We start from the raw sequence: 17642 nt of genomic DNA on the forward strand, positions 1-17642 counted from the left end.
GGGCTCATCGCGTGCAGCTGGCGGAACTGGCGGGAGAGGTGGCGCGCGCAACCCGTGAGTTGCACAACGGCCACACCATGTGCAACTCTGTAGTTGCACACAGCAGGAGGATGGAATGACCACTGACAGCATCGAACGCGACATCGTCATCGCCGCCGCACCCGAGCGGGTCTGGGCGATCGTCACCCGCGCCGAGCACCTCGGCGCCTGGTTCGCCGACGCCGGCGCGACGATCGACCTGCGCCCCGGCGGCGAGCTGACGCTGACCTGGAAGGAGTACGGCGTCTCGCGCGGCGTCGTCGAGACCGTCCAGCCGCACACGACGTTCGCGTTCCGCTGGGCGCTCGATGACGGCGCGCCGGGCGACGGCAACTCGACGCGCGTCGTGTTCACGCTCACGCCCGACGGCGACGGCACCCGGCTGCGGGTGGTCGAGAGCGGGTTCGACGAGCTGGCCGGCGGCGCGGAGCGGCAGGCGACGCACGTCGAGCAGAACACCGAGGGCTGGCGGCTGGAGCTGGACGAGCTGCGCGCCTACGCCGAGTCGAACCCGGCATGACCCGGACGCTGCTCGACGCCGTGCTGGTGGCGCTGGCCGAACCGACCCGGCGGCAACTGCTCGACCTGCTGGCCGAGCGCGGCGAGGCGAGCGCCAGCACGCTGGCCCAGGCCCTCCCGGTGACCCGGCAGGCGGTCGTCAAACACCTCGCCGTGCTCGACGACGCGGGCCTGGTGAGCAGCAGGAGGGCCGGGCGCGAGGTGCGCTATCGGACCCGGCCCGAGCGGCTGGCGGCGGCGGCCCGCGACCTGAGTGAGCTGGCCACCGCATGGGAGACCCGCCTGGCGACGATCAAGCGCCTGGCCGAAGAGGAAGAGGGAGTATGACGTTCGAGGGCAGCGTGAACATCGCCATGAAGATCCCGGCGGCGCAGTACCCGAAGACGGTCGCGTTCTACCGCGACGTGCTGGGCCTGCCCACGAAGGACGTCACCGGCACGGACATCGCCGCCGGGGTGACCCGCAGCGTCCGCGTCGAGTTCGGGCCTAGCGTGCTGTGGCTGGACGAGGTGCCGAACTACAGTCGCTCCGACGTCTGGCTGGAGCTGTCCACCGACGACCTGCCGGCCGCGATGGAGCGGCTGACGGCGGCCGGCGTCGTGGCCCGGGACGAGCTGGAGCCACTGCCCGACGCCATGCGGGCGCACTGGATCGCCAACCCCGCGGGCGTCGTGCACCTGGTGGCTCAGGCCTGAGCGTGCCGGGTCCACGTCTCGTGGGTGGCGATGACCGCCGACGAGTGGGCCCGGCCGTCGGCGCCGCCCACCTCCGGCCGCCCGAGCACCCGCGCGCCGTCGACCTCGAGGGTCGCGTCGGTGCAGAACGTCAGCAGGTTGGTCAGCGTCCACGGCACGCCGCCCAGCTGCCAGGACTCCGCCTCGCCGGGACGTGTCTCGACCGGCCGGCTGATGGTCGTGACCACCCGGGTGCCGTCGGCGCCGACCACCTTCGCGCGGGCGTGGTCGGAGCCGACGTGCCACTCGACGACGTCGCAGTCGACCGGTTCGCCGATCTCCGGCAGCCCGTCCAACTCCGGGAACCAGCGGCTGAACGTGTCGGTCAGCCAGCCGCCGAGCGGTGCGTCGGGCGTGAGCAGCCGGACGACGTCGTCGCCGTCGACCCAGGCGAGCAGCGCGAGCCCGGAGCCCTGCACGCTCCACTCCGCCTCCCAGAGTGAGACGAATCCGGCACGGGAGTCCGCTCGCATGAGGGTGGCGCTCGGGTTGGCTCCGATGAACTCGACGGGCATTCAGCCGAGCGTAGTGACGTTCAGGTCGTCGTGGGCGTAGGCCGCGCGAATGATCTTCTTGTCGAACTTGCCGACGCTCGTCTTCGGGATCTCCGGCACGACGGCCCAGCGCTCGGGCAGCTGCCACTTCGCCACCTTCGTGGCCAGGAACTCACGCAGCTCGGCGACGTCGACCTGCTCGCCCTCCTTGACGACGACGGTGGCCAGCGGCCGCTCGCCCCACTTGTCGTCCGGGACGCCGACGACGGCCGCCTCGGCGACGGCGGGGTGCGCGGCGAGGTGGCCCTCCAGTTCGACCGAGCTGATCCACTCGCCACCGGACTTGATGACGTCGCGAGCACGGTCGGTGAGGCGCAGGTAGCCGTCTGACGTGATGGTGCCGACGTCGCCGGTGCGCAGCCAGCCGTCGTCGAAGCGCTCCTCGTCGTTGTCCCGGTAGTACGAGCCGGTGATCCAGGGGCCGCGGACCTCCAGTTCGCCGACGGACTCGCCGTCCCAGCCGAGCACCTCTCCGTCCGGGCCGACCAGCCGGGCCTCGACCGGTGCGACGAACCGGCCCTGGGCCAGCCGGTAGCCGTCGACGGCGTCCTCGGCGGCGTCGACCGGTGGTCGCGAGAACGTCCCGAGCGGGCTCATCTCCGTCATGCCCCACGCGTGCAGGCCGGTGATGCCGCGTGCGTCCAGCCCGCGCATCAGCGTCTCGGACATCGCCGACCCGCCGACGACCAGGCTGGTCAGCGACGAGATGTCCGCTTCCGGGTGCGCCTCGAGGTACTGCAGCAGCCCGACCCAGACGGTCGGCACGCCGGCGCCGATGGTCGGCCGCGCCGCGGCGATGAACGCGGCCAGCGGCTCCGGCGCGAGGAAACGGTCAGGCATGGCCAGCGACGTGCCGGCGGCGAACGCGGCGTACGGGAGCCCCCACGCCAGCACGTGGAACTGCGGGACGACGGTCAGCAGCAGGTCGCGTGCGGACAGGTCGAACAGGTCGGGCATCGACTCGGTCAGTGCGTGCAGGTAGATCGACCGGTGGCTGTAGACGACGCCTTTGGGGTGGCCGGTGGTGCCGGACGTGTAACACATCGCGGCGGCGGCCCGCTCGTCCACGTCCGGCCAGTCGTACGTCACCGGCTGCGCCGCCAGCAGCGACTCGTAGTCGTGCACGCCGACGCCGGTGCCCTCCAGGAGGCCGCGGTCGGCCGCGCCCGCCACGATGACGTGCCGCACCGACTTCAGCGACGGCAGCAGCTTGGCGAACCCGGACAGCAGCGAGCCGTCGACGATGACGACGCGGTCGGCCGCGTGGTTGGCGGTGAACGCGATCTGCTCCGGGAACAGCCGGATGTTCAGCGGGTGCAGCACCGCGCCCATCGCCGGGATCGCGAAGTACGCCTCGACGTGCCGGTGGTTGTTCCACATGAACGTCGCCACTCGGTCGCCGGGCCGGACGCCGAGCGACGACAGCGCTCCGGCCAGTCGAGCCGCGGCCCGGGCGACGTCGGCGAACGTCGTCTCGTGGACGCCGGACCCGGTGTCGGTGGCCGTGACCACCCGGCTGCCGCCGTGGATCGTCGCACCGTGCTCGAGCAGCCGGCGCACCTGTAGCGGTACGTCCATCATCGTGCTGGTGATCACGGAGACCTCCCCATCGAGGACCCGGCGACGCCGTGTCTGTCGCCCATACCCTGCCGCAGGAATGTCACCGGCGGAAGCCTTGATCGCTTCGGGATTAACGACCTCGTAACCGCGGACGGCGGCCGCGTGAAACGCCCGGTGGCCACGCTGCCCGCATGGATACCGGAGACACCGCGTGGATCCTCGCGTCCACCGCACTCGTGATGCTGATGACCCCCGGCCTCGCGCTGTTCTACGGCGGCATGGTCCGGGCGAAGAGCGTTGTCAACATGATGATGATGAGCTTCGGCGCGCTCGGTGTGATCAGCGTGCTGTGGGTTCTGTACGGCTACTCGATGGCCTTCGGCACCGACGTCGGCGGCGGCCTGCTGGGCGATCCCGGTGAGTTCTTCGGCCTCTCCGGCCTGATGAGCCCCGACGCGCTGTCCGGCACGATCCCGTCGATGCTGTTCGTCGGGTTCCAGGGCATGTTCGCGGTCATCACCGTCGCGCTGGTGTCGGGCTCGATCGCCGACCGTGCGAAGTTCTGGACCTGGCTGCTGTTCGCGGCGGTCTGGGGCACGCTCGTGTACTTCCCGGTCGCCCACTGGGTGTTCGCGTTCGCCGACGGCGACGGCGGCTGGATCGCCGACCGCCTGCTCGCGATCGACTTCGCCGGCGGCACCGCGGTGCACATCAACGCCGGCGCGGCCGGGCTCGCGCTGGCGCTGGTGCTCGGACGGCGCCGCGACTTCGCCAAGGGCGCGCACCGCCCGCACAACCTGCCGCTGGTGATGCTCGGCGCCGGCCTGCTGTGGTTCGGCTGGTTCGGCTTCAACGCCGGGTCGGCCGTGGGCGCCAACGGCGTCGCGGCGGTCGCGCTGGTCAACACGGTCGCGGCGACGGGCGCGGCGATGCTGGCCTGGATCGCGGTGGAGAAGTTCCGCGACGGCCATGCGACGTCGATGGGCGCGGCGTCCGGCGTGGTGACCGGCCTGGTGGCGATCACCCCGGCGTGTTCCGCGCTGAACCCCGTCGGTTCGCTGATCCTGGGTGTCGTGGCCGGAGCGATCTGCTCGCTGGTGGTCGACCTGAAGTTCCGGCTGCGCTACGACGACTCGCTCGACGTCGTCGCGGTGCACCTGGTCGGCGGCCTCGTCGGCACCATCGCGATCGGCTTCCTGGCCACCGCGGACGCGCCGGCCGGTGTCGACGGCCTGTTCTTCGGCGGCGGCGTCGACCAGCTGTGGCGGCAGGTCGTCGGCGCGGGCGCGGTGCTGGCCTACTCGTTCGTCGTCACGTACCTGATCGGCCTGGTGCTGCAGCGCACGATCGGATTCCGGGTGGACGACGACCACGAGGTGGTCGGCGTCGACCGGGTGCACCACGGCGAGTCGGGCTACGAGATCGGCTCCGAGGAGGTGTCGGAGGACGTCGTCACGGCGTAAGCCTGACGCGTTGTGCCGCGGCCCGGGGTGTCTCGCCCCGGGCCGCGGCACGTCCGTGCTTACGGTGTGCCGATGCAGACTGCAGAACTCGGCACCCGTGGCACGGCGTGGTCGCCGGAGACCCGGCTGTACTCCGACGGCGTGGTCATCGGCACCGACGGCGCGCCACTGGTCGTCCCGCCGGGCAGCGGGTTGCGCCGGCTGCCCGGCACCGGCTACCTCGACCCGTCCTCCGGCGCACTGCCCGGCGCGGCGGTGCCCACCGGCGACGAGGCCGACGCGGCGCGCGAGCTGCTGGCGGCGACCGAGTTGCCCGGCCGCGGCACGCCGTACCAGGCGATGGCCGAGGAGGCGCTGATCGACATCGGCGTGCTGACGTTCCCCAACGGCGCCGCGGTCGCCGCCGGCAGCCCGTACTGGCGCTACGTGTGGCCCCGCGACGTCGGCTACATGGCGGCGGCGCTGACGGTGTGCGGCCGGTCTGAGCCGGCGTTCGCGCAGCTGGCGTACGTGGCCGCCATGCAGGAGCGCGATGGCACGTGGCAGGCGCGGTACCTGCCCGACGGTTCGCGCGGGGTGCCTGACGACCGCGGGCTGCAGCTCGACGGCATCGGCTGGACGCTGTGGGCGACGTGGCTGTGGGCCGGCGCGACGGGTGGCGCCGCCGGGCCGCTGGCGCCGATGGTCCGCTCCGCCGTCGACGCCGCGCTGGCCGCGCTGGACCCGTCGACGGGGCTGCCGCGCGCGTCGCAGGACTTCTGGGAGATGGACCTCGACGAGGCGACGCTCGGCTCGGCGGCGCCGCTGCTGCTCGGCCTGCGGGCCGGTCGTGAGCTGCTGACGTTGCTCGGCGGGCCGGACGACGCGCGGCTCGCGGCCCGGGCCGCGGACGGCGCCGAGCGGCTGGCCGCGGTGGTCGCCGCCGGGTTCGGCGCGCACGGCTACGCGCGGCGCATCAGCGGGACCGGCGGCCGCGACGCGTCCGTCGCGTTCCTGCTGCCGCCGTTCGCCCCGGCCGACGACGCCGTCGCGGCGGCCTGGCGGTCCGCGGTCGACGCCACCACCGTCGGCAACGGCGGGGTCCGGCCCGGCGAGGAGTGGACCGACGTCGTCACCGCGTGGACGCCGCAGGTGTCGCTGCACGCGCTGACCGCCGCGTCGACCGGCGACACCGCGCTGGCGCACCGGCTGCTCAGCTGGCTCGACCTGCGCCGCACCGGTCTCGGCGCGCTGGCGGAGAAGGTCACCGGCGACGCCCGCCCGTCCGCCGTCGCGCCGCTCGGGCTGACCGGCGCAACCGTCCTGCTGGCGCTGGCCGCCCTCGACGGACGCCCGCTCCCGGTGCCGAGCGGGAGATAATGCACCATGCGCCGGCTGCGGTTCGTCCTGGTCCTCGTCGTGACGGTGCTGCTGGCCGGCATCGCGGCGACGGTCGTGGCGCTGACCACGGGCGATGACGACGACGTCGCGGACGGCGTCGGCGGCGCGACGCCCGACCTCAGCGCCACCGCCGAGATCCGCCGCTCGTTCAACCGGTCCGGCCTGGTCGTCATCGCCGTCACCAACCACGGCGCCGAGCCGGTCACCGTCACGTCGGCGGAACTGCTCAGCGACTCGTTCGAGGCCACCGGTCCGCAGCCGCGCGACACCACCATCCGGCCCGGCACCATCCCGCTCGATCTCCAGGTCGAGTACGGCCCGGCCCGCTGCCCCGACGGCGTCGACTCCGCGGCCGCCGCGTCGCAGGTCCGCCTGACCACCCGCACCGATGGCGGCGACGAGCACGAGCAGGTGCTCGACCTCCCGCACCCCAACGGCACGCTGGACCGGCTGCTGCGCACCGACTGCCGCGACGCCGCGCTGGCCGCGGCCGTCACGCTGGCGATGGGCCCGCTGGAGCCACGCGCCGACGGCACGCTGACCGGCGTCCTCACCGTCACCCGGGTCGACGGCGGCACGACACCGGCCACCGTCACCGACTCCCGCGGCAGCGTGTTGTTCACCATCACGCCCGAGGCCGACCCCGCGCTCCCGCCCGGCCAGCTGCGGGTGGTGGCCGACGTGCTGCGCTGCGGCGGCCACGCCATCGGCGACGCGAAGCGGCCGTACGGCTTCACCGCGTGGATCGACCTCGGCGACGGCGTCGAGATCCCCACCGCGATCCAGGTCGACGACGCCCACCGGGCCGCGCTCGACGCCATGCAGCCGATCCGCTGCGCCGGCCACGACAACGACATCTGACACCGGTTGTCGAGAACGCCGCGACGGATCCGACCCACTGCCGAGAGCGCCCGAGGGCGGCGCGCACGAGACGGGAGCAACCCGATGAAGTACATGCTGATGATGTTCGGCGACGCGGAGTCGATGCTGGCCACGGCCTCGAAGGAGTGGGTCGAGGAGATGATCGGCTTCATGGTCCAGCTGGACAAGGACCTCGAGGCGTCCGGCGAGCTGGTCTTCCAGCAGGGTCTCGCCGACCCCGGCACGGCGAAGACGGTGCGGCTGCAGGACGGCCTCCCGGTCTCCACCGACGGGCCGTACGCCGAGACGAAGGAGTCGCTGATCGGCTTCTGGGTGGTCGACGTCGAGAGCGAGGAGCGGGTGCTCGAGATCGCCGGGCAGATCGTGAGGTATTCCGGCCGGCTGGAGGTCCGCCCGGCGATGGACGCGCCGCCGGACCTGTGACCACGCCCGCCGTCGAGGACCTGCTGCGCGCGGCCGCGCCGCAGGTCCTCGGGGTGCTCGTGCGCCGGTACGGCCAGTTCGACGCCTGCGAGGACGCCGTCCAGGAGGCGCTGCTGGCGGCCGCGACGCAGTGGCCGGCCGACGGCGTGCCGGACAGCCCGCGCTCGTGGCTGGTGACGGTCGCGTCGCGCCGGTTCGTCGACGAGGTGCGCAGTGCGGAGGCGCGTCGTCGTCGCGAGGAGACCGTCGCCGCGCTGGACCTCGTCGAGCCGGGCGAGGTGCAGCAGGCCGACGACACCCTCACGCTGCTGTTCCTGTGCTGCCACCCGGCGCTGCCGCTGCCCGCCCAGCTGGCGCTGACGCTGCGCGCCGTCGGCGGGCTGACGACGGCCGAGATCGCGGCCGCGTTCCTGGTGCCCGAGGCGACGATGGCGCAGCGGATCAGCCGGGCCAAGCAGAAGCTGCGGGCCGGCGGCGCCCGGTTCGACCCGCCGCCGGCGGAACAGCGGGCCGAGCGGCTGCGCACCGTCCTGCACGTGCTCTACCTGATCTTCAACGAGGGCTACACCACCAGCTCCGGCCCGGCGACGCAGCGGGCCGACCTCACCGCCGAGGCGATCCGGCTGACCCGGATGCTGGCCCGGCTGACCCCCGGCGACGGCGAGGTCACCGGGCTGCTGGCGCTGATGCTGCTCACCGACGCCCGCCGGGCCGCGCGTTCGCGGGCCGACGGGATCCCCGTCCCGCTCGCCGAGCAGGACCGGTCGCGGTGGGACGCCGGGCAGATCGCCGAGGGCGTCGCGCTGCTCACCGGCGTGCTCGGCGGCGGCGCCGTCGGCCCGTACCAGCTGCAGGCCGCCATCGCGGCCGTCCACGACGAGGCGGAGACGGCCGACGCGACCGACTGGCCGCAGATCGTCGCGCTCTACGAGGTGCTGGAGCGGGTGGCGCCCGGCCCCGTCGTCACACTGAACAAGGCGGTCGCCGTCGCGATGGTGCACGGGCCGCGGGCCGGGCTGGCGCTGCTCGGCACGCTCGACGCCGACGCCCTCATGGCGCAGACGCACCGGCTGGACGCGGTCCGCGGCCACCTGCTCGAACTGGCGGGTGACCCGGACCGTGCGCGTGCGGCGTACCTGCGCGCGGCGCGGCGGACGGCGAGCGTGCCGGAGCGGCGCTACCTGACGCTGCGCGCCGCCGGCGTCACCTGACCACGCGGTAGTGGACGTGCGTGGCGGCGTCGGTCGGCACCGTCTCGATGTGCTCCAGCTCGACGTGCTCGGCGCCGGTGCGGCCGAACAGCCGGACGCCGTCGCCGAACACCACCGGCACGATGTGCAGCGAGATCTCGTCCAGCAAGCCGGCGGCGAGGTACTGCCGCGCGACGTTCGCGCCGCCCATGACCGCCACGATGCCGTCGCCGGCCGCCGCGCGGGCCTGCGCGAGCGCGTCCTCGATGCCGGTCGTGACGAACGTGTAGACGCCGTTATCCGGCGACTCCGCCGGCGCCTCGTGCGTCAGCACGATCAGCGGCCGGCGGGCCGGGCCCGTCGGGCCATCGGCGCCCCACCAGGGCAGCGAGTCGTCGTAGTTCTTCCGGCCGGTGATCAGCGCGCCGAGCCCGCTCACCGAGCGCTCGGTGTACTCGCGGTTCTGCTCGTCGCCGAACGCCCAGGCGTGCAGGCGTTCGCCGCCCTGGCCGAGGGGCTGGTCGGGGGTCTGCCCGCCCGCCGTGATGAAGCCGTCGAGGGAGATGCTGATGTCCAGTACGAGTGTGTTCATGCCCGTGTAACGACACCCCGGACGCGAACTCATCGGTCCTGAGCCAACGACTTGCAGAATGTCCCGATGGACGACGTCACCGCCGCCATCGAGGGCCACCGCCGCGAGCTGCACGTGCACTGCTACCGCCTGCTCGGCTCGTTCGACGATGCCGAGGAGGTGCTGCAGGAGGCGCTGCTGCGGGCCTGGACCCACCGCGACGCGTTCGAGCCGGGCACCAATGCGCGCGCCTGGCTGTACCGCATCGCCACGAACGCCTGCCTCGACCTGGTGCGGCAGCGGTCCCGGCGGCCCGAGCAGGTGCGCTCGTTCGCCGAGGTGCCGTGGCTGCAGCCGTACCCGGACCGGCTGCTCGACCAGGTCGCGCCGAGCGCGGACGAGCCGGAGGCCGTCGTCGTGGGCCGCGAGACGATCGAGCTGGCGTTCGTCGCGGCCATGCAGGAACTGCCCGCGCAGCAGCGCGCCGTCCTGGTGATGCGCGACGCGATCGGCTGGTCGGCCGCCGAGACCGCGGCGATCCTGGAGACGTCGGTGCCGGCGGTCAACAGCGCCCTGCAACGGGCCCGGGCGACGCTGCGCCGGACGCCGCGGCCCGGCTCCGGCCCGTCGCGCACCGCGCTCAGCGCCGACGAGCGGGACCTGCTCGACCGCTACGTCGCCCTGAGCGAGCGGCCCGACACCGGCCGCATGGCGGCTCTCGTGCGCGACGACATCCGGGTCACCATGCCGCCGCAGCCGGTCTGCTACGACGGCTGGGCCGCGCTCGCGCCGCTCATCGAGCGGGCGGCCGAGCACGGCGACTGGCGGCTGCTGCCGTCGTCGGCGAACCGGCTGCCGGCCGCCGCCTGCTACCTGCGCCCGCCCGGCGGGTCGACGTACGACGCCTTCAAGATCGACGTGCTCCGGATCGAGGGCGGCCTGATCGCCGAGATCACCACGTTCGGCCCCGAGCTCTTCCCCGCCTTCGACCTCCCCGCGTCGCTCAGAAGTTGATCTTGGAGTGCGCGGGCAGTCGTCGGGCGAAATGCCGGATTGATTCCACGGAAACTCCAAGATCAACGTGGGTGGGGGCGGGGTCAGTGGCGGACGTCGAGGGAGAAGGCCTCGGTGTGATAGCCGGGCCAGCCGTTCGCCCGCTGCTCGGCGACGGTGTCGGTCAGGGGCGCGACGGCGGGCAGCGCGCCGTCGTCGAGGTGGTGGGCGCCGCCGGCGTCGACGATCGCCGCGGTGAGGCGGTCGCGCCAGCCGGCGAGGTCATCAGCGGACGCGGAGCGGGCGAGGTCGTGCCGCTCGTCCGGATCGGAACCCAGGTCGAACAGCTGCTCGGCCGGCCCTTCCGGGTACCAGACGTACTTGTGCCGCCCGTCCGTCATGGCCAGGTAGTACGGGACGCCCGGCGGCCCGGCGTCGCCGCTCGCGAGACCCACGACGACGCGCGGCCGGTCGCCACCAGCGGCCAGGGCGACGAGGTCCACGCCGTCGACGTCGTCGGGTGCCGGCCCGCCGGCCGCCGCCACGAACGTCGGCAGCACGTCGGCCAGCGTCACCGGCGTCCGGACCACCGTGCCCGGCGGGACCGGTGACGTGCCCGCCGCCGGCCGCACGATCATCGGCACGCCCGCCGACGCCTCGTGGAAGAACACCTTGTTGCCGGTGCGGTGGTCGCCGAGGAACTCGCCGTGGTCGGACGTGAACACGATCGTCGTCCGGGTCAGCTCACCGGCGTCCTGCAACGCCGCCAGGACCCGGCCGAGGTTGTAGTCCAGCTGCGTCACCAGCCCGTAGTACGCAGCTCGCGCCGCTCGGACCGTCAGAGGATCCAGCAGGTCGAACGAGCCACGGTGACGCTGCCGCCGGAACGCCGCGGGCGCGTCGTCGCCGGCCCAGTCGCCCACGACCGGCTCCGGCACCGGCGCGTCGCGGTACATCGAGTAGTACGGCTCGGGCGGGTCCAGCGGCGGGTGCGGCTTGCTGTACGAGAGCCACAGGAACAGCGGCCGGGTCGGGTCGCGGCGGTACCGGAGGTGCTCGACCGCCCGCTCCGACAGCCATGACGTCAGCGTCTCCGCCTCGGGGACGGTCGCCATGCCCGGCACCAGCTCGTTCTGCCCGAGCCCGTGCCGCATCGCCGGCACACCGGTCCGGTAGTAGTCGTCGGGCAGGATCAGCTCCTCGAAGCCGTGGTGCGCCCGCGGCGGCGTGAAGTGCATCTTCCCGATGCCGACGGTCGCGTACCCGAGCGCGGCCAGCCGGGCCGGCAGCGTCGGCGCGTCCGGCGCCAGAACGTCGCACGTCCGGCCGTTGTGCGTCATGCCGTGCCGCAGCGCCGACCGTCCGGTGAGCAGCGTGACCCGCGACGGCACGCACACCGGCGTCGACGCGTAGGCGGCGTCGAACCGGATGCCCTCGTGTGCCAGCTGGTCCAGGTGCGGCGTGCGCAGGAATCCCGGCGCGCCCGGGCCGACGGTGTCGCGGCGCTGCTGGTCGGTGGTGACCAGCAGCAGGTTCGGCAGCGGCCCGTTCATAGGTACTCGACGGTGCCGTTCTGGCGGGACCGCTCGGCCGCGAACGCCACCCAGTGGCTCTCCAGGCTCTCCTCGAACGCACTGGGCGCGGCCTGCACCGGCCGCCCGGCCCGCCGCCGGCGGGTCCGCTCGGCGAAGTCGGCCATCAGCCCGGCGTCGCCGCCGGAGTGCCCGGCGCGGTCGTTCGACACCTGCTCGACCTGCCGCTCCGCGGGCGGCAGGCCGGCCACCTCCGGCACCGAGTCGCCGAACCGGACCACCTCGATGCGGCCGGACTCGAGGTCGGCGTTGAGCTCGCCGTGGCTGCCCATCATCGTGATGACGCGGGTGTTCTGCTCGGTGAACGCCGACACCACCAGCGACGCCGTCACGCCGTTCGCGTAGCGCAGCGAGGTCGTCTGGTGGTCGACGACGTCGTTGTCCATGCGGTAGACGCAGCGGCCGTAGTCGGTCTCGCGCAGCGCCTTCAGCCGGCCCTCCGGCGACGGGTCATCGGTGATGACGGAGACCGGCCAGGTCTCGACGCCGGCCAGCTGCTCGACGTAGAACCGGTGCGCGTTGTACGGGCAGGTGGCCGCGACGGCGCATCCGTCGACGCAGCGGTCGGTGGAGCCGGGCGGCGCGTTCTCGATGCGGAAGTGCCGCCGGTCGCCGAACGATGACACCGCGATGCACGGCGAGCCGACCAGCCAGCGCAGGATGTCGATGTCGTGGCACGCCTTGGCCAGCAGCATCGGGCTGGAGTCGGCGGTGCGGTGCCAGTTGCCGCGGACGTAACTGTGCGCGAAGTGCCAGTACGCGATGTGCTCGGCGTGCTGTATGCCCTGCAGGTCGCCGATGGTGCCGTCGTCCAGCAGCCGCTTCAGCGCGTTGAAGAACTCCGTGTACCGCATGACGTGCGAGACGGTGATGGCGCCGGGACGGTCCTTGGCGGCCGCGATCAGCCGGTCCAGCTCGCTCGGCGTCGGCGCGATGGGCTTCTCCAGCAGCACGTCGTAGCCGTGCTCCAGCGCGCGCAGCGTCGGGTCGACGTGCATGCGGTCCGGCGTGGCGACCACGACGGCGTCCCACGGCCCCTGGCGGGTCAGCGCGGCCCGCCAATCGGTGTACCGGCGTGTCGCCGGCACGCCGTGCGCGTCGCCGACGCTCGCCAGCCGCCGCTCGTCGGTGTCGGCGATGCCCGTGACCACGGCGGCCTCGGGATGCTCGAGGCACCAGCCGGCGTAGGCCTGGCCGCCACGGCTGCCGGCGCCGATCACCAGCAGTCGCACCGGCGCGTCGATGTCCGTCATGCTCACCCTTTCTCGGCCCCGGCGGTGAGGCCCTCGACCAACAGACGCTCGGCGGCGAAGAACAGCGCGATGACCGGCAACGTCAACAGCACCGACCCCGCCATCAGGACGGTCGCCGACACGCTGATGTCGTCCAGCTGTGCCAGCCCGAGCGAGACCGTCCAGTTGTCCCGGCTCTCCAGCAGGAAGAGCAGCGCGAACAGGTATTCGTTCCAGGCGATCATGAACACGTACAGCGAGGTCGCGGCGATCGACGGCATGGCCAGCGGCAGCACGATCCGCACGATCACCTGGACCCGGTTACAGCCGTCGACCATCGCCGCGTCCTCCAGCGCCCGCGGGATGGAGCGGAAGTAGTTGCGCAGCATGTACACCGACACCGGCACCGTCGACGCCAGGTAGATGACGATCAGCGCCGGCAGCTCGCCGCGCAGCCCGAGCCGCGAGAACAGCACGAACAGCGGGATCGCCATGACGATGCCGGGGAACATGTAGCAGGCGAAGAACGAGATGTTGATGACGTTCTTGCCGGGGAAGCGCAGCCGGGTCGCCGCGTACGCCCCGAGCACCGACAGCAGCACGGTCGCCACCACGGAGCCCAGCGCGACGATCAGCGAGTTGCCGAAGAACGACAGCAGGCCGTACCCGCCGTCCTCCGGTGAGGCGATGACCTTCCGGTACGCCTCCAGGTTCAGCTCGCTCGGCGACGGCACGCCGAGCGGGTCCTGCAGCACCGCCTGCAATGGCCGCACCGACAGCAGCAGCATGTAGAGCAGCGGCAGCACGCAGGCGATCAGCACCACCGTCAGCCAGAGCACCCGCGCGACGCCGAGTACCCGGGTCTCGACCCGTTCCCGCGACGCCATCAGAGCTCCGACTCCTGCTTGAGCACGCCGTACCGGTAGTAGACGGCGAACGCGATGATCAGCACGACCGACATCAGCAGGCCGAGCGCGGCGGCCCCGCCGACGTCGTTGCGCGCCACCAGGTACTGGTAGACCTGCACCGCGACGACCTCGGTGCCGGCGGCGCCGCGGGTCAGCAGGTACACGTCGTTGAAGTTCTGGAACGTCCAGATGAACCGCAGCAGCACCAGCAGCGCGATGACGCCGGACAACTGCGGCGCGACGATGTACCGGAACCGCTGCAGCGGGCTGGCGCCGTCGACGCGGGCCGCCTCCTCCAGGTCCCGGGGCAGGCCCTGCAACCGGGCCAGGATGAACAGGAACGCCAGCGGGAACGTCTTCCACGCCTCGAACGCGATGACGGAGAGCAGCGCGATCGGGGCGTCGAACCCGACGCCGAACAGCTCGATGCGGTGGAACCGCTCGCTGAGGAACCCGATCGGCTGGTCCCAGCCCAGCACGTCGACGCCGAACACGTTGACCGGCCCGAACTGCGGGTTCAGCAGCGTCCGCCAGACCAGGGCCGCCGACACCACCGGGATGACGTACGGCACCAGCACGAACGCCCGGATGATCATCCGGCCGGGGAACCGCTGCCGCAGCGCCAGCGCCGTCGCCAGCCCGGCGCCGATCGACAGCACGGTCCCGCCGATGCTGTAGATCAAGGTCGTGCGGACCATCACCCACAGGTCCGCGCTGCCCAGCACCGTCTCGAAGTTGCGCAGTGTCAGCGTGATGTCGAAGACGTTCTGCAGGTCGATCAGCCGCAGCCGCTGGAACGACATGATGATCGTCCACAGGAACGGCAGCACGACCACCAGCAGCACGATCAGCACGGTCGGGCTGACCAGCACCAGCCCGGCGCGGCCCTCGCGAACCCGCAGCGACGGCCCACGCCGGCCGGCACCCGGCCGCCCGCGACGCCCGCGCCGTCCACCGCTGCCGGGCCCGGCGCCGGTCTCGGCCGCGGCGGCGGTGGACGGGGCGATCGGTCCGGAGGCCATGGGCGTCAGCTCAGTTCGGACTGGAGCTGGGTGGCGCTCTCGTCCATCTGCGCGGCCGCCTCGGCCGGCGTGAGGGCGCCGTCCAGCGCGTCGCGCAGGATGTTGGTCAGCTCGAGGTCGCCGTACATCGCGGTGACCAGCGCGCCCTGACCCTGCGGGAAGCCCCAGCGCTCGAATCCGGTGGCGCCGTCGGTGATGGTCTGCACCGCGTCGTCGCCGTACAGCTCGCCGACGCTGAGCTGCTCCTGCCCGGCGCCGACCGCGAGGCCGGACCAGCCGTCGACGTAGGACGTGTCGCCGGCCTCGGGGCCGTTGCGCATCGGGAACCGGCCCTCCGGCGAGATGGACAGGAAGCCCATGTACCCGTCCCCGAGCAGGTAGCGGACCAGCTCCTTGGACGGCTCGGTGTCGGCCGACGACGTGATGCCCAGGTTGATGGTGAGGCCGAACTGGGTCGGCTGGTCGCCGGACGGTCCCTGGAACAGCGGCAGGATCGTAGTGCGGTCGACCAGCCACTGCTGGTCGGCGGCGCAGTCGGCGCAGGTCAGCGGCGTGTCCGGGAACAGCCCGGCCAGCTCGTCCAGCAGGTGCGGCGACCACGACGTCATGGCGGTCTGCCCGGCCAGGTAGTTGGCCCGGGTGGTGTCGACGTCGCCGGCGCCGGCGGGCGCGTACTGCGCGAGGTCGACGTAGAACTGGATCGCCTCCTCGCACTTGGGGCTGTCCAGCGTCACCTCGCCGTCGTCGTCGACCAGCTGGCAGTCGTTGGCCAGCGCGACGTGCTCGAAGACCTGCATGGTGAAGCCGTCGCCACCGGTGCTGCCCAGCGCGAAGCCGGAGCCGCCGTCCTGGCCGTTCAGCGCCTCGGCCGCGGCCAGCACGTTCTCGTAGTCGGTCGGCGGCTCCAGCCCGGCGGCCTCGAACAGGTCGGTCCGGTAGAAGATCATCTGGCCCCAGCCGTCGGACGGGACGGAGGCGTACTCGCCCTCGGCGTCCTCGACCCGGATGAGGTCCAGCGCGCTCTCGTTGAACGTGTCGGTGCCCAGCTCGTCGATCAGCTCGCTGGCCACGACGGGATCGAGGATGCCCTCGTCGACCCAGCCGGCGGCCACCTCGACGCCGTGCACGACAACGTCCGGCAGGTCACCGGCGGCGGCCGCGGACACCATGGCCTGCGTGAGGTCGGGTGCGCTGACGCCGACCAGCTCGACGTCGATGCCGGACTGCTCGGTGAAGTCGGCCAGCACCTGCTGCATCGTCGCCATGCGGTCGGCGGTGTCGTAAACCGTCCACAGGGTGATGCTGCCGCCGCCCTCGCCGGAGCCCGCGCTCTCGCCGTCGTCGTCGCCGGAGCAGCCCGCCGCGACCAGGCCGATCACCGCGAGTGCGGTCAGAGGTCGTCGCCACATGATGCCGTCCCTCCTCGTGAAGCGCCTGCCGAATATGGGGCACCATGTTTGGGATCGGTGATTCAAGGTGTCAACGAATGGACAAGATGTGCAAGGAATCATGAACGAGAGGCGGTGATCTGATGGAATCGGCGAAGATCGACGACCTCGACCGGCTCGTCATCGGCGCCCTGCTGGCGCAGCCGCTGGCCACCCACGCGGTCATCGGGCGGGCGGTGCGCAGCTCCGAGGCGACGGTGTCGCGGCGGCTGGCCCGGCTGCGGCGCACCGGCGCCGTCCGGGTCGTCGGCGCGCTCGACTCGCAGACCAGCCACCGGGCGCGGTCGGTGTTCGTACGGCTGCGGTGCGCACCCGGCGCGGCCGACGAGCTGGCGCTGCCGCTGGCGCAGTGGGAGGAGACCGGCTCGGTCAAGGTGCTGACCGGCAGCGTCGACTGCGTCGCCGAGATCGCCTACACCTCCAACGAGCACCTCTACCGGCTGATGATGCACGAGCTGCCACGGTTCGACGGCGTCATGGCGACGTTCAGCAACCAGGTGATCAGGCGGTTCTCGACGCCGCACGGCTGGAACCCCGGCCTGCTCCCCGACACCGTCGTCGCCGAGCTGCGGGCCGAGCGGCGGGACCGGTGGAACGAGCACCCCGAGCCCGACGAGGCCGCCCCGCTGTCCGAACTGGACGAGCGGCTCGTCGCCGTGCTCGTCGACGACGGCCGGACCAGCTGGCAGGACCTCGCCGCCCGGTGCGGCGTCACGCCCAGCACGGCGCGCCGGCGCACCGAGACGCTGATGGCCCAGGGCGTGCTGCGCATGCGCACCGTCGTCGAGCCGGAGGTGCTGGGGCTGACGGTCAACGCGTTCGTCTGGCTCACCATCAACCCGACGAAGATCGGCCTCGCCGGCGAGATCCTGGCCAGGCACCGCAGCGTCGTGATGATCGCGGCCACCACCGGCGACCGGAACCTCTGCGGCGAGATCGCCGTGGCCAGCGACAGCGCCCTCTACGAGTTCCTCTCCGAGACCGTCGGCCACCTGCCCGGGCTGATCCACGCCGACGTCGCGGTGGCGCTGCGCACCGTCAAACGGGCCGGCATGATCGACCCCGAGTTGCGCACCGTCGCCAGGTCACCGTCCGGGTCATGAACACGCCCGGAACTCGGTGCGATCCTGCG

General features: G+C 72.6%; 18 protein-coding genes. 10 read left to right on the top strand and 8 right to left on the bottom strand.

All coding sequences use genetic code 11. The annotated features are described in order from the left end of the window. Positions 1 to 115 precede the first annotated feature (115 nt). From ACW62_RS09380 to ACW62_RS09390, 3 genes are read left to right on the top strand one after another with little or no spacing between them, the layout of a single operon-like run. Entirely contained in the window at positions 116 to 559 is a 444-nt protein-coding gene (locus tag ACW62_RS09380; protein ID WP_053203832.1) for an SRPBCC family protein, read from the top strand. After that, positions 556 to 885 carry an ArsR/SmtB family transcription factor gene (locus tag ACW62_RS09385; protein ID WP_053203833.1) on the top strand — a complete coding sequence of 110 codons (330 nt, stop codon included), beginning with the start codon at positions 556 to 558 and terminating at the stop codon, positions 883 to 885. Before ACW62_RS09380 ends, ACW62_RS09385 begins: the two co-directional genes overlap by 4 nt. Further along, entirely contained in the window at positions 882 to 1253 is a 372-nt protein-coding gene (locus tag ACW62_RS09390) for a VOC family protein (protein WP_053203834.1), read from the top strand. The genes ACW62_RS09385 and ACW62_RS09390 overlap by 4 nt, the downstream gene beginning before the upstream one ends. On the opposite strand, the gene ACW62_RS09395 is transcribed toward ACW62_RS09390, so the two are convergent. Further along, positions 1244 to 1807: a hypothetical protein gene (locus ACW62_RS09395; RefSeq protein ID WP_053203835.1), complete on the bottom strand. Its 564-nt coding sequence runs from the start codon at positions 1805 to 1807 to the stop codon at positions 1244 to 1246. The genes ACW62_RS09390 and ACW62_RS09395 overlap by 10 nt on opposite strands. Beyond that, the gene (locus ACW62_RS09400) at positions 1808 to 3439 is read right to left on the bottom strand and encodes a long-chain fatty acid--CoA ligase (RefSeq protein ID WP_053204032.1); all 1632 of its coding nucleotides are present in this window, start codon (positions 3437 to 3439) and stop codon (positions 1808 to 1810) included. Positions 3440 to 3597: 158 nt separating this feature from the next. Between ACW62_RS09400 and ACW62_RS09405 the strand changes: the two genes are divergently transcribed. The 5 genes from ACW62_RS09405 to ACW62_RS09425 all read left to right on the top strand — a co-directional run bounded on the left by ACW62_RS09405 (position 3598) and on the right by ACW62_RS09425 (position 8765). Then, positions 3598 to 4869 (top strand): ammonium transporter, encoded by a 1272-nt coding sequence (locus ACW62_RS09405; RefSeq protein ID WP_053203836.1) that lies wholly within the window; start codon positions 3598 to 3600, stop codon positions 4867 to 4869. A gap of 72 nt (positions 4870 to 4941) precedes the next feature. Continuing rightward, the gene (locus ACW62_RS09410; protein ID WP_053203837.1) at positions 4942 to 6228 is read left to right on the top strand and encodes a glycoside hydrolase family 15 protein; all 1287 of its coding nucleotides are present in this window, start codon (positions 4942 to 4944) and stop codon (positions 6226 to 6228) included. Positions 6229 to 6234: 6 nt separating this feature from the next. Then, complete coding sequence (locus ACW62_RS09415; RefSeq protein WP_053203838.1) at positions 6235 to 7110, top strand: hypothetical protein; 876 nt, start codon at positions 6235 to 6237, stop codon at positions 7108 to 7110. Positions 7111 to 7194: 84 nt separating this feature from the next. Next, positions 7195 to 7554, top strand: a complete 360-nt coding sequence (locus ACW62_RS09420) for a YciI family protein (protein WP_053203839.1) — start codon at positions 7195 to 7197, stop codon at positions 7552 to 7554. Next, positions 7551 to 8765, top strand: coding sequence for an RNA polymerase sigma factor (locus ACW62_RS09425; protein ID WP_053203840.1), 1215 nt, complete (start codon positions 7551 to 7553; stop codon positions 8763 to 8765). The genes ACW62_RS09420 and ACW62_RS09425 overlap by 4 nt, the downstream gene beginning before the upstream one ends. Here the strand turns inward: ACW62_RS09425 and ACW62_RS09430 are convergent. Beyond that, on the bottom strand, positions 8758 to 9336 hold the full coding sequence (locus tag ACW62_RS09430; RefSeq protein ID WP_053203841.1) for a dihydrofolate reductase family protein: 579 nt from the start codon (positions 9334 to 9336) through the stop codon (positions 8758 to 8760). The genes ACW62_RS09425 and ACW62_RS09430 overlap by 8 nt on opposite strands. 66 nt (positions 9337 to 9402) lie before the next feature. Between ACW62_RS09430 and ACW62_RS09435 the strand changes: the two genes are divergently transcribed. After that, positions 9403 to 10329, top strand: a complete 927-nt coding sequence (locus ACW62_RS09435) for an RNA polymerase subunit sigma-70 (RefSeq protein ID WP_053203842.1) — start codon at positions 9403 to 9405, stop codon at positions 10327 to 10329. Between the two features lie 83 nt (positions 10330 to 10412). On the opposite strand, the gene ACW62_RS09440 is transcribed toward ACW62_RS09435, so the two are convergent. The 5 genes from ACW62_RS09440 to ACW62_RS09460 are packed head-to-tail and all read right to left on the bottom strand — an operon-like array spanning position 10413 to position 16471. Further along, on the bottom strand, positions 10413 to 11861 hold the full coding sequence (locus ACW62_RS09440) for a sulfatase-like hydrolase/transferase (RefSeq protein WP_053203843.1): 1449 nt from the start codon (positions 11859 to 11861) through the stop codon (positions 10413 to 10415). Next, the gene (locus tag ACW62_RS09445) at positions 11858 to 13153 is read right to left on the bottom strand and encodes a Gfo/Idh/MocA family protein (RefSeq protein ID WP_053203844.1); all 1296 of its coding nucleotides are present in this window, start codon (positions 13151 to 13153) and stop codon (positions 11858 to 11860) included. The genes ACW62_RS09440 and ACW62_RS09445 overlap by 4 nt, the downstream gene beginning before the upstream one ends. Before the next feature lie 2 nt (positions 13154 to 13155). After that, positions 13156 to 14019 (bottom strand): carbohydrate ABC transporter permease, encoded by an 864-nt coding sequence (locus tag ACW62_RS09450; RefSeq protein WP_053203845.1) that lies wholly within the window; start codon positions 14017 to 14019, stop codon positions 13156 to 13158. Further along, entirely contained in the window at positions 14019 to 15062 is a 1044-nt protein-coding gene (locus tag ACW62_RS09455) for a carbohydrate ABC transporter permease (RefSeq protein ID WP_083459546.1), read from the bottom strand. The genes ACW62_RS09450 and ACW62_RS09455 overlap by 1 nt, the downstream gene beginning before the upstream one ends. A 5-nt stretch (positions 15063 to 15067) precedes the next feature. Beyond that, entirely contained in the window at positions 15068 to 16471 is a 1404-nt protein-coding gene (locus tag ACW62_RS09460; RefSeq protein WP_169792020.1) for an ABC transporter substrate-binding protein, read from the bottom strand. Between the two features lie 122 nt (positions 16472 to 16593). Here ACW62_RS09460 and ACW62_RS09465 point away from each other — a divergent pair, with 122 nt between their 5' ends. Then, positions 16594 to 17613 carry an Lrp/AsnC family transcriptional regulator gene (locus ACW62_RS09465; protein WP_053203847.1) on the top strand — a complete coding sequence of 340 codons (1020 nt, stop codon included), beginning with the start codon at positions 16594 to 16596 and terminating at the stop codon, positions 17611 to 17613. The last annotated feature ends 29 nt before the right edge of the window (positions 17614 to 17642 follow it).

The sequence above is a fragment of the Jiangella muralis genome (assembly GCF_001270745.1).
GTDB classification, from domain to species: domain Bacteria; phylum Actinomycetota; class Actinomycetes; order Jiangellales; family Jiangellaceae; genus Jiangella; species Jiangella muralis.

Coding starts and splice junctions, on each gene's coding strand:
- ACW62_RS09435 (WP_053203842.1), top strand. CDS start 9,403: ATGGACGACGTCACCGCCGCCATCGAGGGCCACCGCCGCGAGCTGCAC.
- ACW62_RS09455 (WP_083459546.1), bottom strand. CDS start 15,062: ATGGCCTCCGGACCGATCGCCCCGTCCACCGCCGCCGCGGCCGAGACC.
- ACW62_RS09445 (WP_053203844.1), bottom strand. CDS start 13,153: ATGACGGACATCGACGCGCCGGTGCGACTGCTGGTGATCGGCGCCGGC.
- ACW62_RS09450 (WP_053203845.1), bottom strand. CDS start 14,019: ATGGCGTCGCGGGAACGGGTCGAGACCCGGGTACTCGGCGTCGCGCGG.
- ACW62_RS09395 (WP_053203835.1), bottom strand. CDS start 1,807: ATGCCCGTCGAGTTCATCGGAGCCAACCCGAGCGCCACCCTCATGCGA.
- ACW62_RS09410 (WP_053203837.1), top strand. CDS start 4,942: ATGCAGACTGCAGAACTCGGCACCCGTGGCACGGCGTGGTCGCCGGAG.
- ACW62_RS09380 (WP_053203832.1), top strand. CDS start 116: ATGACCACTGACAGCATCGAACGCGACATCGTCATCGCCGCCGCACCC.
- ACW62_RS09420 (WP_053203839.1), top strand. CDS start 7,195: ATGAAGTACATGCTGATGATGTTCGGCGACGCGGAGTCGATGCTGGCC.
- ACW62_RS09440 (WP_053203843.1), bottom strand. CDS start 11,861: ATGAACGGGCCGCTGCCGAACCTGCTGCTGGTCACCACCGACCAGCAG.
- ACW62_RS09415 (WP_053203838.1), top strand. CDS start 6,235: ATGCGCCGGCTGCGGTTCGTCCTGGTCCTCGTCGTGACGGTGCTGCTG.
- ACW62_RS09465 (WP_053203847.1), top strand. CDS start 16,594: ATGGAATCGGCGAAGATCGACGACCTCGACCGGCTCGTCATCGGCGCC.
- ACW62_RS09430 (WP_053203841.1), bottom strand. CDS start 9,336: ATGAACACACTCGTACTGGACATCAGCATCTCCCTCGACGGCTTCATC.
- ACW62_RS09460 (WP_169792020.1), bottom strand. CDS start 16,471: ATGTGGCGACGACCTCTGACCGCACTCGCGGTGATCGGCCTGGTCGCG.
- ACW62_RS09385 (WP_053203833.1), top strand. CDS start 556: ATGACCCGGACGCTGCTCGACGCCGTGCTGGTGGCGCTGGCCGAACCG.
- ACW62_RS09390 (WP_053203834.1), top strand. CDS start 882: ATGACGTTCGAGGGCAGCGTGAACATCGCCATGAAGATCCCGGCGGCG.
- ACW62_RS09405 (WP_053203836.1), top strand. CDS start 3,598: ATGGATACCGGAGACACCGCGTGGATCCTCGCGTCCACCGCACTCGTG.